The 15,946-nt window shown below is 67.3% G+C and carries 16 protein-coding genes; all 16 read right to left on the reverse strand.

Annotated features, from left to right (window positions below; translation table 11 throughout):
- Positions 1-6: 6 nt before the first annotated feature.
- Positions 7-2,826 carry an FtsK/SpoIIIE domain-containing protein gene (locus FB560_RS10745; protein ID WP_170198105.1) on the reverse strand — a complete coding sequence of 940 codons (2,820 nt, stop codon included), beginning with the start codon at positions 2,824-2,826 and terminating at the stop codon, positions 7-9.
- Positions 2,827-2,884: 58 nt separating this feature from the next.
- Complete coding sequence (locus FB560_RS10750; protein ID WP_141872355.1) at positions 2,885-3,688, reverse strand: PP2C family protein-serine/threonine phosphatase; 804 nt, start codon at positions 3,686-3,688, stop codon at positions 2,885-2,887.
- 79 nt (positions 3,689-3,767) lie between these two features.
- A complete protein-coding gene (locus FB560_RS10755; RefSeq protein ID WP_141872356.1) occupies positions 3,768-4,751 on the reverse strand; it encodes an aldo/keto reductase in 984 nt (327 codons plus the stop codon).
- Between the two features lie 90 nt (positions 4,752-4,841).
- Positions 4,842-5,603, reverse strand: coding sequence for a large exoprotein (locus tag FB560_RS20800; RefSeq protein WP_188895135.1), 762 nt, complete (start codon positions 5,601-5,603; stop codon positions 4,842-4,844).
- Between the two features lie 113 nt (positions 5,604-5,716).
- Positions 5,717-6,472 (reverse strand): YaaA family protein, encoded by a 756-nt coding sequence (locus FB560_RS10765; RefSeq protein ID WP_141872357.1) that lies wholly within the window; start codon positions 6,470-6,472, stop codon positions 5,717-5,719.
- 79 nt (positions 6,473-6,551) lie between these two features.
- Positions 6,552-6,812 (reverse strand): F0F1 ATP synthase subunit epsilon, encoded by a 261-nt coding sequence (locus FB560_RS10770; RefSeq protein WP_045280545.1) that lies wholly within the window; start codon positions 6,810-6,812, stop codon positions 6,552-6,554.
- Between the two features lie 2 nt (positions 6,813-6,814).
- Positions 6,815-8,269: a F0F1 ATP synthase subunit beta gene (gene atpD / locus FB560_RS10775; protein WP_141872358.1), complete on the reverse strand. Its 1,455-nt coding sequence runs from the start codon at positions 8,267-8,269 to the stop codon at positions 6,815-6,817.
- Between the two features lie 21 nt (positions 8,270-8,290).
- Positions 8,291-9,190 carry a F0F1 ATP synthase subunit gamma gene (locus FB560_RS10780; protein WP_141872359.1) on the reverse strand — a complete coding sequence of 300 codons (900 nt, stop codon included), beginning with the start codon at positions 9,188-9,190 and terminating at the stop codon, positions 8,291-8,293.
- Positions 9,191-9,210: 20 nt separating this feature from the next.
- Positions 9,211-10,851, reverse strand: a complete 1,641-nt coding sequence (gene atpA, locus FB560_RS10785) for a F0F1 ATP synthase subunit alpha (protein ID WP_141872360.1) — start codon at positions 10,849-10,851, stop codon at positions 9,211-9,213.
- Positions 10,852-10,898: 47 nt separating this feature from the next.
- Positions 10,899-11,687 carry a F0F1 ATP synthase subunit delta gene (locus tag FB560_RS10790; RefSeq protein WP_141872361.1) on the reverse strand — a complete coding sequence of 263 codons (789 nt, stop codon included), beginning with the start codon at positions 11,685-11,687 and terminating at the stop codon, positions 10,899-10,901.
- On the reverse strand, positions 11,687-12,244 hold the full coding sequence (locus FB560_RS10795; RefSeq protein ID WP_141872362.1) for a F0F1 ATP synthase subunit B: 558 nt from the start codon (positions 12,242-12,244) through the stop codon (positions 11,687-11,689). The genes FB560_RS10790 and FB560_RS10795 overlap by 1 nt, the downstream gene beginning before the upstream one ends.
- 27 nt (positions 12,245-12,271) lie before the next feature.
- Positions 12,272-12,508 carry an ATP synthase F0 subunit C gene (gene atpE, locus FB560_RS10800; protein ID WP_042541851.1) on the reverse strand — a complete coding sequence of 79 codons (237 nt, stop codon included), beginning with the start codon at positions 12,506-12,508 and terminating at the stop codon, positions 12,272-12,274.
- A gap of 43 nt (positions 12,509-12,551) precedes the next feature.
- On the reverse strand, positions 12,552-13,361 hold the full coding sequence (gene atpB / locus FB560_RS10805; RefSeq protein ID WP_229673216.1) for a F0F1 ATP synthase subunit A: 810 nt from the start codon (positions 13,359-13,361) through the stop codon (positions 12,552-12,554).
- A gap of 111 nt (positions 13,362-13,472) precedes the next feature.
- A complete protein-coding gene (locus FB560_RS10810; RefSeq protein WP_229673123.1) occupies positions 13,473-14,045 on the reverse strand; it encodes a hypothetical protein in 573 nt (190 codons plus the stop codon).
- Positions 14,045-15,214: an MraY family glycosyltransferase gene (locus FB560_RS10815; RefSeq protein WP_141872364.1), complete on the reverse strand. Its 1,170-nt coding sequence runs from the start codon at positions 15,212-15,214 to the stop codon at positions 14,045-14,047. The genes FB560_RS10810 and FB560_RS10815 overlap by 1 nt, the downstream gene beginning before the upstream one ends.
- The gene (locus FB560_RS10820) at positions 15,211-15,945 is read right to left on the reverse strand and encodes an L-threonylcarbamoyladenylate synthase (RefSeq protein WP_141872365.1); all 735 of its coding nucleotides are present in this window, start codon (positions 15,943-15,945) and stop codon (positions 15,211-15,213) included. The genes FB560_RS10815 and FB560_RS10820 overlap by 4 nt, the downstream gene beginning before the upstream one ends.
- Between the last annotated feature and the right edge of the window lies 1 nt (position 15,946).

A 15,946-nucleotide genomic window follows, 5' to 3' on the forward strand; every position in this document is an offset into this window, starting at 1 on the left:
GGTCGATCACGACCCGGATCCCCCGCCCGAACGGTCGGCACGCCTCTGCCTTCGGGTGAGGTGCGCTGCCTGTTGCCCGACGCGCTGCCCGGCCATCGGAGCGAAAGCAGGGACGATCACACGTCGGGCGGGCCCCTCGGCCCGCATCGACCATGCCCTGCCGGCATGCGCGCGTGCGTACGGGGGCAGATCACGCACGCCGGTGAGCTGCCGCAGGTCCACAGGGTTCTCGGCACGGAACAGCACCTCGCCTTCCGCGCGCACACGTCTCCACTCTGCCGGATGGCGCTGCCAGGTCTCGGCGTCGGCCACCAGGAGAGCTCCGCTTCGCTCCGTGCGTCCGCCGGGCTGGACCATCATGACCTCTCGCTCGGGATACTCCGTCCGCAGACGTGCGACCACCTGCGAGGCGGCGGGACTCACGATTCCGGAGTCCGCCTGCCCTGGACTCCATCGCGGAACCGGCGGCGGCGACAGCGCCGAGTCAATGTCCTCCACCCAGGCGAACTGCACCTCCCTTTCCCCGATGCGCGCACGGCCCGCCGGACGGTCCGCGAGGAACCCCGCTGACTCTCCCCCGGCAGCCAGATGCTCCACACGACTCGACATCCTCAGAAGCGCTCGTCGAGGCATCGACTCCAGGAGACGCCCGATGCCACCGGCGGAGCGCGTCGCGGTGATCACGAAGGTCGTCTCGCGGCCGCTCCTGACGAGCGCCTCCACCCGGCGCAGCCACTCCTGCGCGTACTCCGGCGGCAGCTCGGCCGTTCTCCGATCGATGTCATCGCAGAGGACCAGTCGCGGGAGACGGGCGTGTCCCTCTGACCAGGAGCTGACAGCGTCCCACGCCGCCTCCAGATCATCCGGCATCCAGATCGCCTGCGGATCCTGTGCGGCCAGCATCCGCAGCGCCGAGGTGCGACCGGCCCCCGACGCCCCGAGGATCGCCAGACCACGATCCACCCCCGGCCGCAGCACCTCCACCGGCTGAGACTGTTGCGCGGGAACATCCGCCCGGCCGAGGACGAGCAGATCGCTGGGCGTCGCCGTGCCCGCTCGCACCTCATCGAGCGGCAGGAGTGCGGGAAGCGCCGGCTGCCAAGGGCTGGGCGGTCGTCGTGCAGAGGCCCACTCGCTGGAGACGCGGTTCACATCCGCCTCCGCCGTGCGCGCCACTCGCACGATCTGCGGCTCGAGGTCCTGCGGGCGCCGCACGAAGCCCAGGCCCCGTGATTCCGCTCCCCCGGGGAGCTCCGCCGCCTCCGCCGTACCGATCACGAGTCTGCTGTCGGCGGCGTCGGCCACGCGCAGACTGAAACGCAACGGACAGTTCGCCGCCAGGGCGTCTCGGACGACCCCCGACGCACGCTGCGTGCCCAGGATCAGATGCATGCCGAGCGCGCGGCCCCGCGCCGCGACGTCGGTGAACACCTGGCCGAGGTCGGGATGCTCCTGCAACAGGGCGGCGAACTCGTCGATCACGATCACGAGTCGCGGGATCGCGATCTCGCTGACGTCCCGCGCGCCAGCGCCGGCGAGCAGGGACTCGCGCCGACGGATCTCGGCCGTCAGACTCGTCACTCCTCGCCGCGCACCGTCCTGGTCGAGATCGGTGATCACCGCCGCCACCTGGCGGAGCGCGCGCAACGGTTCGAAGGCCGTCCCGCCTTTGAAGTCCGCGAGGACGAAGGACACGCGATCCGGCCCGTGTGCCTGGGCCATCGCCGTCACCCAGGTGACGAGCAACTCGCTCTTGCCCGTGCCAGTTGTTCCGGTGACGATCGCATGAGGACCGTCCGCGACGATGTCGAGCACGACATCCCCCTGTCCGGAGCGACCGACCGCGGCCGGCAAGCCCGGCTCCCCGCTCGGCTGCGCGAGCTCCTGCAGCGCGACGGAGGCGGGGACATCGTCGGGCGCTTCGGCGTCATCCCCGCTGTCGCGTCCGATCTGCATGATCTGATCGACCGAGAACGCCTCGAGAGCGACCTCCTGCGAACCCGACGGTGTACGAACCGTCGCACAGCGCAGTTCGGTGACGTCGATGACCGTGGTGAGCCCTTCCGGGACGTCGGAGCCGGGCGGCACCACCCACACCGCGGCATCCACGGCGATACGCGCGTCGCCGGGAGCGAGGAGACCGAGCCGGTACCCTCCGCGTCGTGCCGACCGCGCATGGGGCAAGGTCGTGAGACCATGCTCCTGGAGACGGTCACCCACGAGCACGAGCTGCGCAGGACTGAAACGAAGGCAGAGCTGCACCACGAGGGCTCGAGCGACCGCGGCGCTCTGCGGTGCAGGGCCGCGCACGCAGACACCCTGCCCCAGGGGCACCCGGAGCGGCGACCGTTCGAGGATCCCGCAGCGCCTCTGGAACTCGCGTGCCCGTTCGCCCTCCCCGCCGGTGCTGCGAATCCCACTCGGTGCCGCCCCGCGTCCGACCACCAGCGCCGTGCTGCCGTCCGGAGCGTCCGTCCCGCGCAGAGGGGGCTGCATGAGGCATCCCGCCGCGTCGGGATGGCGATGCCACTGCGCGTCGTGTTCCGCCTGCTGTCGCGTGCGGAGCTCGTTCTCGGCCGACTGCCATGCCGCGTCCGCCTCCGCTTCGTCTCTGCGCCGATCACGCCGTCGCGTGCGTGCGCCGTCCAGAACCGACGCCGCGATCATGAGCGGACCGAGCGCGGCGAAACACAGCGCGTACAGCGAGCCGGAGACCAGCCACAGCACGATGCCGGTCGCGACCGGGACGACAGCGGCCACGAACGGCAGGGGCGCACGCCGGGCAGGAGACGGCGCGGAAGGAAGCACGATCGGCGAGGGATCCATGCCCACCATTCGATCCCGGGAACCACCTCGATTCCCGGCCCTCCACAGGGATCCGGGGCTACTCGACCGTATCGGTGATGGTGGAGGACGAGTGCTCGGGATCGTCCACCTGGACGATGATGAGCGTCACGTTGTCACGACCGCCGTTCTCCAACGCAGCGGCCAGCATCGCGTCGACCGCCGGCCCCGGCGTCGCGTTCTCGCGCAGGAAGTGCTGAATGCCGTAGTCGGTGAGCTCCTTGGTGAGCCCGTCCGAGCAGATCACGAACCGATCACCTGCTCGGACGTCGATCGTGATGTAGTCCGGAGCAGTCAGCTCGCTGGCGCCGACGGCGCGGGTGATCACGTTGCTGTACGGATGCCCCTCGGCCTCTTCCGGGCTGAGCTTGCCCGCCGCGATCAGCTCCTGCACGACCGAGTGGTCGGTCGTGACCTGGATCAGCCGATCATCGCGCAGCAGGTATACGCGCGAGTCGCCGATGTTGAGCGCGACCCACTGCGGCTCCTCCACAGCAAGATCGAGGAAGACTCCGGTGAGCGTCGTGCCGGTGCCCTCGTCCGTCGTCTCGGGGTGATCGGCGATATCGCCGACGGCCCGCTCGAGCGCGGTCTCGATGGCCGGACGCGTCACCGGCCCGTCGGACACCACGGCCTGCAGACGGGAGACGGTGCTCTGGCTGGCGATCTCGCCACCCGCGTGTCCGCCCATGCCGTCGGCGACGATGAACAGGGGGAAGTCCGCGAGGAACGCATCCTGATTGTTGTCGCGACGGCGCCCCTGATCGGTGACTCCCGCCCAGGAAAGCAGCAGACGGCGCTGCGCAACCGTGACGCTGCGCGTCGTCGTCGTCGTCTCAGCCACGTGCTGCCTCCGATGGATCTGCGACCAGTCGGGCGGTCGCAGCGTACTCACACATCGTAGTGGAACTCACCCATCGCGCTCATACTCGGGCCCCCGGGTCCTCCGGGAGCGGGAACAGCCGATCGATCGTCGCACGCTCGTCGGCATCCGGCCGCCACGCCTCTCCGGCCTGCGCATTGGCCTCGATCTGAGCGGCGGATGTGGCACCGGCGATGACACTCGACACCAGCGGATTGGACAGAAGCCACCCGAAGGACGCCTGCACCATCGTGATGTCGCGATCGGCGCAGAACACGCGGAACTCCTCCAGCGCATCCCAGGGCGCGTTCTCCCAGACATGTCGCCGGCTCGACATGATCCGGCTCTCGGCGGGGCCGCCCTCACGGGTGAACTTGCCCGTGAGGAGTCCGTTGTGCAGAGGGAAGAACGGGAAGAATCCGAGATCGTAGCGCGCGACGGCGGGGAGAACCTCGCGTTCGGCGGCGCGGGCGAGCAACGAGTAGTGGTTCTGCGCGGAGATGAAACGGCCGCTCGACCGTTGGCGCGAGGTGAACTCGGCTTCGGCGATCTGCCAGCCCGTGAAGTTGGAATGGCCGTAGTAGCGGATCTTCCCCTCCCTGACCAGCTCGTCCAGCGCATCGGTCGTCTCGGCGATCGGCGTCTCGGGGTCAGGCAGATGGAGCTGGTAGAGATCGATCCAGTCCGTACGCAGTCGGCGCAAGGACTCCTCGACAGCCCGGCGTACATAGCGCCGGGAGCCGCGTCCGGCCAGGAAGTCGTAGCCCATGTCGCGTTCGTGACCGAACTTCGTGGCGAGCACGATGCGGTCGCGACGCCCCTCGAGGGCCTCACCCATGAGCGTCTCGCTCATTCCTGCTTCGGCACCGTACATGTCCGCCGTGTCGAGCAACGTGATGCCGTTGGCGATCGCCGCGTCGATGACCTCTCTGGTTCCGGAGAGCGTCTCTGTGGCGGTTCCGGCCCGGCCGAAGTTGTTGCAGCCGAGGCCGGTGGGTGACACGACGAGACCGGATGCGCCGACACGGCGCTGCGACATGACCATGCCTTCCACGTTAGCCGAGGCCGGCCGCTGTCATCCCGCGCGCAACGCAGAGAGCCCCCGACCGAAGTCGAGGGCTCTCTGTCACATCTCTCAGGCCGGAGGCTGAGTGGGGTCTGCCGGCGGCGCAGGCGGCGCGGCGGGCGGAGCCGACGGAGCGGCCGGCGGTGCTGCGGGCGGAGCCGGGGGCGTGGTGGGCGGGACCGGAGGCACGGGTGCTCCGGTTGCCGGTGCGGCAGGAGCCGCGTATCCGGGCTGGGCCGGAGGCGCATAGCCCTGCGGAGCCGGAGGTGCGTAGCCCTGCGGTGCCGGAGGTGCGTAGCCCTGCGGTGCAGCACCGTACGCCTGCGGAGCGGCCGAAGCGGACGGCTGCACCGGCACGCCCTGCCACACGGTCGCGTCGGCGAAGAAGCTGTTTCCGGCCCACGGGGCGGGAACGATGTTCGGGTTCCAGCGCGACTTGTCGAAGGCGTTGATACCGAGCCAGACGATGCCGAGGAGCACCCAGAGGATGACCCACACGGCGTCCTTCTGCAGCTTCAGGCCGATGCGCCATGCGGCAAGAGCCATCACGACCGCGAGTGCGATGCCGGTGAGGAAGTTCAGGTACGGGATGAGCGACAGCGCCATGGCGATCAGCACGACCCACGGCGAGACGTCACCGAGCTTCGCGAAGATCAGGTAGTTGTACACCGGCACCCACGCGCGCCACTTGCCCTGCACGCCGGCTTTGTCGAAGATCTTCATCAGGAAGAGCGACACGAGTACGTATCCGGCGATCGCGAAGATGAAACCGATCACGAACAGGATGCCGAGAACTGCCGCGGCACCTGTGTCGTAGTAGTAAGAATCCATGATCCCCTCCGGATCTGAACGAGCCGGCGCGATGCGCGCCGCGACACAACACTAGCGGCGAGACCCCTGACGGGCAACGGCCCACGCGGGCAGCGGCCCACGCCGGACCCGCGTCATTCGGCGACCACGAGCTCCCAGACGCCGGGCGTCTCCGCATCGCGCAGGACGACATCGTTCTTCTGGGCCCACGCGCGCAAGGACCGCAGCGACCCGATCCGGGGGCGATCCTCCGCGAGCGCACGGACGAGGAGCCCTTTGGACTTCTTGTTGAAGTGATTGAGCGCGCGTGATCCGCCGTCGTCATCCGTCACCACCCGGACGTACACCGACGGCACGGATGCGGGCACCGGCCCGAGCGCGACGTACGCCTCGCTGCGCAGGTCGAGCACGAACGACGGCGCCTCCTGCGCGATCGCGCGCTGCGTGGCCTCTGCCCAGTGCCGACGGAGCGCCGGCATCCCCGGCAGGGACGTGCCGGCAGCGAGTCGGTAGGCCGGAATCTCGTCCAGCGCCCCGAGCGGGCCGAGAGGCGCACTGTGGATCCAGACGTGCGCGCCCAGCCAGCGTCGCGACGCGGTCGACAGAGTGGCCGCATCCAAGGCGTCGAAGAGCACGCCGGTGTAGCGATCGACCGCAGGCATGGTCGCCGCATCCCGCAGCATCCGATTGTGCGCGATGTCGCCCAGCTGCCGGGCGCTCAGCTTCAGCACGGACCGTGCGGCCTCTTCGTCTCCGGCGAGATCGATCAGCGCGTCCACGACGGCGGATCTCTCGTCGTGCAGGCCGGGCAGCGCCAGACCCCTCAGGTCCAGAGGAGTGCCGGTACCACCAGGACGCTTGGTCTCCGAGGGCGGGAGCAGGATCTTCATGATGCCTCGATGCAGACAGACGCGTCCGCCTCGGGACCCGGTGAAGGGAACCCGAGGCGGACGCGTCGAGGTGAACTACTCAGGCGATGAGGGCCGCGTTGCCGGCAACGATCGTCAGGGTGTCGCCTTCCATGGAGAGGAAGCCGTCCTGCGCGTTGGCGAGCACCTTCGTGCCGTCCGTCTGGGTGATCCGGACCTGGCCCTCGGCGAGGATGGCCAGCACCGGCTCGTGGCCGGTCATGAAGCCGATCTCACCCTCGACGGTCTTGGCGACCACGAGGCTCGCCTCTCCCGTCCAGACCTCCGCATCCGCGGAGACGAGGCTGACGTGCAGCGCCATGGTCAGCCGTTCTCCTTCTGGATCTTCGCCCACTGCTCTTCGACGTCGGAGATGCCACCGACGTTGAAGAAGGCCTGCTCGGCGACGTGGTCGAAGTCACCGCGGGTGATCGCATCGAACGACTCGATGGTCTCCTTGAGCGGGACGGTCGAACCCTCGACACCGGTGAACTTCTTCGCCATGTAGGTGTTCTGCGAGAGGAACTGCTGGATGCGACGCGCACGCGACACGACGATCTTGTCCTCTTCCGAGAGCTCGTCGACACCGAGGATGGCGATGATCTCCTGCAGTTCCTTGTTCTTCTGGAGGATCTGCTTGACGGTCGTGGCGACGCGGTAGTGGTCCTCGCCCAAGTACCGGGGGTCCATGATCCGCGACGTGGAGGTCAGCGGGTCGATGGCCGGGTATAGACCCTTCGACGCGATCTCACGAGAGAGCTCGGTCGTGGCGTCGAGGTGGGCGAAGGTGGTCGCCGGAGCCGGGTCGGTGTAGTCGTCGGCGGGCACGTAGATCGCCTGCAGCGAGGTGATCGAGTGGCCACGGGTCGACGTGATGCGCTCCTGGAGGAGACCCATCTCATCGGCGAGGTTGGGCTGATAGCCCACCGCGGACGGCATGCGGCCGAGAAGCGTGGAGACCTCGGAACCGGCCTGCGTGAAGCGGAAGATGTTGTCGATGAAGAGCAGCACGTCCTGCTTCTGCACGTCACGGAAGTACTCCGCCATCGTCAGAGCCGACAGGGCGACGCGCAGACGCGTTCCCGGCGGCTCGTCCATCTGGCCGAACACGAGGGCCGTCTTGTCGAAGACACCCGCCTCTTCCATCTCGTGGATCAGGTCGTTGCCCTCACGGGTACGCTCGCCGACACCGGCGAACACCGACACACCACCGTGGTCCTGCGCGACGCGCTGGATCATCTCCTGGATGAGGACGGTCTTTCCGACACCGGCTCCACCGAACAGACCGATCTTTCCACCGAGCACGTACGGCGTCAGAAGGTCGATCGACTTGATGCCGGTCTCGAACATGGTGGTCTTCGACTCGAGCTGGTCGAAGTTCGGAGCCTTGCGGTGGATCGGCCAGCGCTCGGTGACCTCGATGGTCTCGCCGGGCTCGAGGTTCAGCACCTCGCCGATCACGTTGAAGACCTTGCCCTTGGTGACGTCGCCGACGGGGACCGAGATGGCCTCACCGGTGTCGCGCACTTCCTGGCCGCGGACGATGCCGTCGGTCGGCTTCAGGGCGATGGCGCGAACGAGGTCGTCGCCGAGGTGCTGAGCGACCTCGAGCGTGATCTCGACGGAAGAGTCGCCGATCACGATCGTCGTCTTCAGCGCGTTGTAGATGTCGGGGATCGAGTCGTGCGGGAACTCGATGTCGACAACCGGACCGTTGACGCGTGCGACGCGCCCGACGACCGCGGTCGCCGGCTGGTCAGCCGTAGCGGTGGGGGTCATTTTCGTCTCTCTCCTGATGGTCTATTTGCTCGACGAGAGCGCGTCGGCGCCGCCGACGATCTCTGCGATCTGCTGCGTGATCTCCGCCTGGCGCGCGTTGTTGCGCAGACGGGTGTAGTCGGTGATGAGCTTGTCGGCGTTGTCGCTGGCCGACTTCATCGCCTTCTGCGTCGCGGCCTGCTTGGCGGCGGACGACTGCAGGAGTGCGTTGAAGACGCGGCTCTGGATGTACACCGGCAGGATCGCGTCCAGCACGGTCTCGGCATCCGGCTCGAACTCGTACAGCGGGTAGATGGTGTTCCCCGCCTCCGACTCGTCGGCTTCCGAGATCTCCAGCGGGAGCAGACGCACGGATTCCGGCGACTGCGTCATCATGCTGACGAAACGGTTGTACACGAGGTGGATCTCGTCCACGCCGCCCTCGACGCCACCGCGGGAGAAGTCCTCGAGAAGCTTCTGCGAGATCTCCTCCGCCGTGTGGAACGACGGGGTGTCGGTGTCGCCGGTCCACTCCGCTGCCGCCGCGATGCGACGGAACTGGAAGTAGCCGACGGCCTTGCGACCGACGAGGTAGAACACCGGCTCCTTGCCCTGCCCCCGCAGGAGCTCCGCCACCTCGAGACCCTCACGGAGGATCTGCGAGTTGAAGGCTCCGGCGAGACCGCGGTCCGAGGAGAAGATCACGACCGCAGAGCGGTGGATCGTCTCGGGCTCACGGGTGAGCGGATGATCGACGTTCGAGTGCGTCGCGACGGCAGACACGGCCCTCGTCACGGCTCGCGCGAAGGGGCTGGACGCTTTGACGCGTGCCATCGCCTTCTGGATGCGCGAAGCCGCGATGAGTTCCATCGCCTTCGTGATCTTCTTGGTCGTCTGAGCAGAAGAGATCTTCTGCTTGTAGACCCTGAGTTGAGCGCCCATGAATTCAGTTCCTCACGCGATTACGCGCGACGGCCCTTGACGATCTTCTCCTGGTTGACGTCGTCCGCCTCCGCAGCCGCGTGCTCCTCGTGGCCCGGAGCGCCGATGCTGGCGCCCTTGCCACCCTGGAACTCCAGGATGAAAGCGTCGGTGTGCTTCTCGAGCTCTGCGACCGTGTCGTCATCGAGGACGTTGGTCTCGCGCAGGGTGTCGAGCACCTGGGTGTTGCGACGCAGGTAGTCCAGCAGCTCGCGCTCGAAGCGCAGCACGTCGGAGACCTCGATCGTGTCGAGCTTGCCCTTCGTACCGGCCCAGATCGAGACGACCTGCTCCTCGACGGGGTACGGCGAGTACTGAGGCTGCTTGAGCAGCTCGGTGAGACGCGCACCACGGGAGAGCTGACGACGCGATGCCTGGTCGAGGTCGGACGCGAACATCGCGAAGGCCTCGAGCGAGCGGTACTGAGCCAGCTCGAGCTTCAACGTACCCGAGACCTTCTTGATCGACTTGACCTGAGCGTCACCACCGACTCGCGAGACCGAGATACCCACGTCGACCGCCGGACGCTGGTTGGCGTTGAAGAGGTCGGACTGCAGGAAGATCTGGCCGTCGGTGATCGAGATGACGTTGGTCGGGATGTAGGCCGAGACGTCGTTGGCCTTGGTCTCGATGATCGGGAGACCCGTCATGGAACCGGCACCGAGCTCGTCGGACAGCTTCGCGCAACGCTCCAGCAGACGGGAGTGCAGGTAGAAGACGTCACCCGGGTAGGCCTCGCGGCCCGGCGGACGACGCAGGAGGAGCGACACGGCGCGGTAGGCCTCAGCCTGCTTCGACAGGTCGTCGAAGATGATGAGGACGTGCTTGCCGCCGTACATCCAGTGCTGGCCGATGGCCGAACCGGTGTAGGGAGCCAGGTACTTGAAGCCGGCAGGGTCGGATGCCGGAGCGGCCACGATCGTGGTGTACTCCAGGGCGCCGGCCTCTTCGAGCGCGCCCTTCACCGAAGCGATGGTCGAACCCTTCTGACCGATGGCGACGTAGATGCAGCGGACCTGCTTGTTGACGTCGCCGGACTCCCAGTTGTCCTTCTGGTTGATGATCGTGTCGATCGCGATCGCCGTCTTACCGGTCTGGCGGTCACCGATGATCAGCTGACGCTGGCCACGGCCGACCGGGATCATCGCGTCGATGGCCTTGATGCCGGTCTGCATCGGCTCGTGGACCGACTTGCGCTGCATGACGCCGGGCGCCTGCAGCTCGAGCTCGCGGCTTCCCTCGGTCGCGATCGAGCCGAGGCCGTCGATCGGGTTGCCGAGCGGGTCGACGACGCGGCCCAGGTAGCCATCGCCGACGGGAACCGAGAGGACCTCACCCGTGCGGGTGACTTCCTGGCCGGCCTCGACGCCGGTGAAGTCGCCGAGGACGACGACACCGATCTGGTTCTGGTCGAGGCTCAAGGCGAGGCCCTTGGTGCCGTCGCCGAAGGTCACGAGCTCGTTGGCCATGACGCCGGGCAGGCCCTCGACATGCGCGATTCCATCCGCGGCGTCGATGACGGTGCCGACCTCGGTCGCCGCGGCCCCAGTGGGCTCGTAGGCGGCGGCGAAGTCCTTCAGCGCGTCACGGATGACGTCGGGGCTGATCGATAGTTCTGCCATTGTCTTCCCTTTGTATCTGGGTGCGCGGTTCCCCGCGCGAAGTCGTGTTAGCCCGCGAGCTTCTGGCGAAGGTCTGCGAGTCGAGCGGAGATGCTGCCGTCGATGACGTCATCGGCGATCTGCACGCGCAGGCCTCCGAGAACGGCAGGGTCGATGACGACGTTGAGCGAGACCTTGCCGTCGTAGCGGCGCGAGAGTGCGTCGCTGAGACGAGTGCGCTGAGCTTCGTTCAGCTCGGACGCCGTGTGGACCGTGGCGACGACCCGACCGTTCTGGCTCGAGACGATGCGCATGGCGCGGCTCAGCAGCTGGCGGATGCGACGATCGCGCGGCTGGCGCACGAGCGAGGACACGATCAGCGCCGCGGGGGCGCTGACGGAACCGGCGAGCAGGCGCTCGACGAGCTCGACCTTGGCCGCTGATCCCCCGAGGCGGGTGCCCAGGGCGAGTTCGAGCTCCGAGTTCGCCGCGATGACCCGGGAGAAGCCGAAGAGCTCCGCCTCGATGTCGGCGCCGCTGTCGGAGATCGCCGCCGCACGGATCGCGAGCTCCTCGATACCGTCGACGAGCTCGTCCGCGTCGGACCAACGCTCGGAGACGACGGCCTTGAGCACGTCCCGCGTGTTCTGCGAGAACCCGCCGAAGACCGAGGCGACGACGTTCTGCCGTGCCTCGGCCGGAGCCGAGGCGTCAGCAAGCGCGCCGCTCAGATGCGACGATTCGCCCACGGCATGCGCCGCGGCGAAGAGCTCCCGCGAGGTGTCGAGGGTCACGCCGGATGCCGCGGCAAGCGCCTGAACGGATGCCGCAAGCGCCTGAGTGGTCGCGCTGCCCATTACTGGGCCGCCTTCTCGGATGCTTCGAGGTCGGCGAGGAAGCGGTCCACCACAGCCGTCGCACGTGCGTCATCGGACAGCGTCTCCCCGACCACGCCACCGGCGAGGTCGATGGCGAGCGTTCCGACCTCGCTGCGGAGCGACACGAGAGCGGTCTGACGCTCGGCCTCGATCTGCGTGTGCGCGGTGGCGGTGATGCGGGCAGCTTCGCTGCTCGCTGCTTCCTTGGCCTCGGCGACGATCTTCTTGCCATCCTCACGGGCGGCCTCACGGATCTCACCGGCTTCGGTGCGTGCCTCAGCCAGCTGACGCGTGTACTCCTCGAGCGCGGCCTCGGCCTGCTTCTGAGCCTCGTCAGCCTTGGCGATGTTCCCCTCGATGGCGGCGGACCGCTCGTCGAGCATCTTCGTCAGCTTGGGAAGGGCGACCTTCCACACGACGATGAGAATGATGAGGAACCACAGGCCAGACCAGATGATGTCGTACCACGCGGGGAGAAGCGGGTTGTTGACCGCCTCACCCTCAGCCGCGAGGTTCGTGACAAGAGCGTTGAGCATCCTGTCTCCTTCTGAAGTCGGTGTGGATTACGGGAAGGGGATGAATCCGACGGCGATGCCGACGAATGCAAGCGCCTCGGTGAAGGCGATACCGATCCACATGAGGACCTGAAGACGACCGGCCAGCTCGGGCTGACGGGCGACGCCCTCGATGGTCTTGCCGACGACGATGCCCACACCGATGGCCGGACCGATTGCAGCGAGGCCGTAGCCGACCGATGCGAGGTGACCGTTGATGTCTGCGAGAACCGTAGTTGCGTCCACGGGGTTTTTCCTTTCGTTGGGTGGGTGGCTTTCGCCGACCCGCTCAGTGCTCTTCTGCGACCGCGAGCTGGATGTAGACCGCGGTGAGGACGGTGAAGACGTATGCCTGGAGAACCGTGACCAGGATCTCGAACAGCGTGAATGCGCCGCCGAAGGCCAGGGTTCCGATGCCGAGTGCCGCCCATCCTCCACCTGCGGTGAAGAAGAAGAACTGGGTGGCTGCGAAGCACAGCACCAGGATCATGTGTCCGACCACGAGGTTCATCAGGAGTCGCAGGGTCAGCGTGACCGGACGGATGATGAAGGTCGAGATCAGCTCGATCGGCGTGACGATGATGTACACCGGCCACGGCACTCCCGAGGGGAACAGTGCGTTCTTGAAGAAGTTCTTGGGGCTCTTCTTGATGCCGGCGTAGATGAAGGTCACGTAGCTGACGAGAGCCAGCGTGAGCGGGACCGCGATGATGGCGGTTCCCGGCATGTTCAGGAACGGGATGATCCCGGTGACGTTCATGAAGAGGACCATGAAGAAGATGGTCGTCAGGATCGGCAGGAAGCGGTCGCCGTCCTTGCGTCCGAGCAGGTCGTGCGCGATGTTGGTGCGGACGAATCCGAGACCCATCTCGACGAGGCTCTGGCCGCGACCGGGGATCATCTTCATGCGGCGCGTGCCGAGCCAGAGGATCAGGACCACGACGATGACCGAGAGCAGCTGGATCAGGTGGATCCGGTTGATCGGGATCACCCCGAACACGTTGAAGAGGGTATCCGGGAAGAATTCGTCGATCGACGGACCGTGGAACTCACCATCAGAGGCGAGTCGTGGGGTCAGGGTCGCAGCAAGATTAAACAGCGCGGGCTCCAGCTTCGGGGCACCGGTCAGAACCGGGGCGACGATGGTCGGTGTGCTTCACTGCGCAAGCGCTCGCGGGAGAGCGGCGGGCACATGTCAACACTATCAGAGTCAGATGGTCCGCGAGTCCGCCGGGCCCTCGTCCACAGGCTTCTCCGGCACGATGTGGTGCCGTCCCGGTGCGCGGTCCTCCGGCACCTCGGTGGGCAGGGACACGCCGGGGGCACGGTCCTCCGGAACCTCGGTGGGGAGCGAGGCGTCGCTGACGTTGGGCAGTCGCATCTTCGTGAGCACGAGCACGTCGATCACGAGCGACATGATGACGCCGGCGACGATCGAGAGGAAGAACACCATGGGGTGGATCCACGGCTGACCGCTCAGCACGATCATCACGACCACGAAGACGCCGAGCTTGAGGAGCCAGCCTCCGAGCACGATCGCGAAGAACAGCTGCACGTACAGCGGGTCGCCGAACCAGCGGTTCGCGATCAGGATGCTGATGCCGGTGATGGCGAGGAAGAGCATGGCGAGCAGCACGCCGAGCAGCCCGCTCACGAGCCCCTCCGCTCCGCCGACCAGGAAGCCGACACCGCCGGCCACCACCGCGAGGATCACGGTCGCGATCGCGGACCAGATCAGGGTGCGCCGCAGGATGGGATTGCTGGACACGGGGTTCGGGCTCATCAGGACTCCAGGGATGTCGGGTCGGGCTCGGGTGCCGTCGCCGGCTTCTTACGACGGGAGGGCATGAGGGTGATCAGCAGACAGGCCACGATGCCCACCACGCCGAAGCCGACGCCGGGAAGGTACTGGCCGGGCCAGTCCTCGCGTGCGCCGACGTACATGAGCAGCACCGCGAGCGAGATCACGGCCGACCATGCGTAGAAGATGAGGACCGCGTCGCGGTCACGGTGCCCGAGGTCGAGCATCCGGTGGTGCAGGTGCTTCCGGTCAGGCGAGAACGGCGAACGCCCGGCGCTCATCCGCCGCAGCACCGCCAATCCGAAGTCCAGCAGTGGAAGCAGCACGACGAGCAGCGGCAGCAGGATCGGCAGGAACGCACCGACCAGCTGCGAGCGTCCCAGACGCTCCGGGTCGAGCGAGGACGGGTCCATCTGCCCGGTGATCGAGATCGCGGACGTCGCCATCAGCAGACCGATGACGAGTGCGCCGGAGTCGCCCATGAAGAGCTTAGCGGGGCTCCAGTTCAGCGGCAGGAATCCGATGCAGGCTCCGATCAGCACCGCGGCGATGAACGTCGAGAGATTGAAGTAGCTGGACGCGCCGGAGTCGCGCGTGAAGATGTACGAGTAGGCGAAGAAGACGCCGTTCGAGATGAGGCACACGCCCGCGACGAGCCCGTCCAGTCCGTCGATGAAGTTGACGGCGTTCATCACGATCACGATCGCGAACATGGTGATGGTGATGCTCAGCCAGCTCGAGACGACGATCAGGTCCCCGAAGGGCAGGGACAGGATCTGCAACCCGCCGCCGACCGTGATGACGCCGGCCGCCAGGAACTGGGCTCCGAGCTTGATCATCCAGTCGATGTCCCAGAGGTCGTCCACGACCCCGATGACGGCGATCAGCAGCGAGGCGGCGAGGATCGACCAGATGGTCTGCGGCGGCGTCCAGATGCTCTGGAAGAACGGGTTCATCGCGGAGAACCCGAACGCGGCGACGATGCCGAGGAAGATCGCGACGCCGCCGAGACGCGGAGTCGGCGTCGTGTGCACGTCGCGCTCGCGGATGCCCGGGTAGAGCTTGTACCGCAGGCTCAGTCGCCAGACCGCCCAGGTCAGCGCGAACGTGATCGCGGCAGTGATGAGGATCGTGAAGAGATACTGCTTCACGAATCCCCGTCCTGGTGCTCCTCCTGCGCGGCATCCACCGGCTGCTCCTCCTGCTGCTCCGGTTCGAGCAGGTCGCCGAGCACTTCGTGCAGTTGCTCACGGCTGACCGCGCCGTCCCGCAGGATCCGGACGAGGGCGTCTCCATCGTCCGCGCCGCGGCGCACGAGCGATGTCGCGTCCACGATCGTCGACGCGATGCCGTCCTTGCTGAGACCGTCAGCCAGGTAGACCGCGACGCTGTCGCCCAGCATCTTCTCGGCGTCGAGGGCGGAGATCGCGGCGTCGTGACCGGTGAGGTTCGCGCTCGACACCGCGAGCGGCCCCGTCTCGGCGAGCAGTTCGAGAGCCACTCGCCCTTGGGGCATGCGCACGGCCACGGTCCCGAGGGTCTCCCCCAGGTCCCACACCAGCGACGGCTGCGCGGGAAGCACGATGGTCAGTCCCCCCGGCCAGAACGCGTCGACGAGGCGCTGCACCGGCTCGGGGACGGACTCCGCGAGAGCGGCGAGCGTGTCGACCGAACCGATCAGCACGGGCGGCGGCTGGTTGCGCCCTCTCCCCTTCGCGTCGAGCAGACGCTGCACCGCGGTGGGCGAGAACGCGTCGGCGGCGACGCCGTAGACGGTGTCGGTGGGCATGACGATGAGTTCGCCGCGGCCGATGGCCTGGCGTGCGTGCCGCATTCCGGCGAGCAGCTGCGCTTCGTCGTGGCAGTCGAAGATGGAGGACATG

It is taken from the genome of Microbacterium saperdae (genome assembly GCF_006716345.1).
GTDB classification, from domain to species: Bacteria; Actinomycetota; Actinomycetes; order Actinomycetales; family Microbacteriaceae; genus Microbacterium; species Microbacterium saperdae.

Bases quoted from the DNA above. Each gene is read 5' to 3' on its own strand.
- FB560_RS10745 (WP_170198105.1), bottom strand. From the start codon at position 2,826: ATGGATCCCTCGCCGATCGTGCTTCCTTCCGCGCCGTCTCCTGCCCGG.
- FB560_RS10755 (WP_141872356.1), bottom strand. From the start codon at position 4,751: ATGGTCATGTCGCAGCGCCGTGTCGGCGCATCCGGTCTCGTCGTGTCA.
- FB560_RS20800 (WP_188895135.1), bottom strand. From the start codon at position 5,603: ATGGATTCTTACTACTACGACACAGGTGCCGCGGCAGTTCTCGGCATC.
- FB560_RS10765 (WP_141872357.1), bottom strand. From the start codon at position 6,472: ATGAAGATCCTGCTCCCGCCCTCGGAGACCAAGCGTCCTGGTGGTACC.
- FB560_RS10770 (WP_045280545.1), bottom strand. From the start codon at position 6,812: ATGGCGCTGCACGTCAGCCTCGTCTCCGCGGATGCGGAGGTCTGGACG.
- atpD (WP_141872358.1), bottom strand. From the start codon at position 8,269: ATGACCCCCACCGCTACGGCTGACCAGCCGGCGACCGCGGTCGTCGGG.
- FB560_RS10780 (WP_141872359.1), bottom strand. From the start codon at position 9,190: ATGGGCGCTCAACTCAGGGTCTACAAGCAGAAGATCTCTTCTGCTCAG.
- atpA (WP_141872360.1), bottom strand. From the start codon at position 10,851: ATGGCAGAACTATCGATCAGCCCCGACGTCATCCGTGACGCGCTGAAG.
- FB560_RS10790 (WP_141872361.1), bottom strand. From the start codon at position 11,687: ATGGGCAGCGCGACCACTCAGGCGCTTGCGGCATCCGTTCAGGCGCTT.
- FB560_RS10795 (WP_141872362.1), bottom strand. From the start codon at position 12,244: ATGCTCAACGCTCTTGTCACGAACCTCGCGGCTGAGGGTGAGGCGGTC.
- FB560_RS10810 (WP_229673123.1), bottom strand. From the start codon at position 14,045: ATGAGCCCGAACCCCGTGTCCAGCAATCCCATCCTGCGGCGCACCCTG.
- FB560_RS10820 (WP_141872365.1), bottom strand. From the start codon at position 15,945: ATGTCCTCCATCTTCGACTGCCACGACGAAGCGCAGCTGCTCGCCGGA.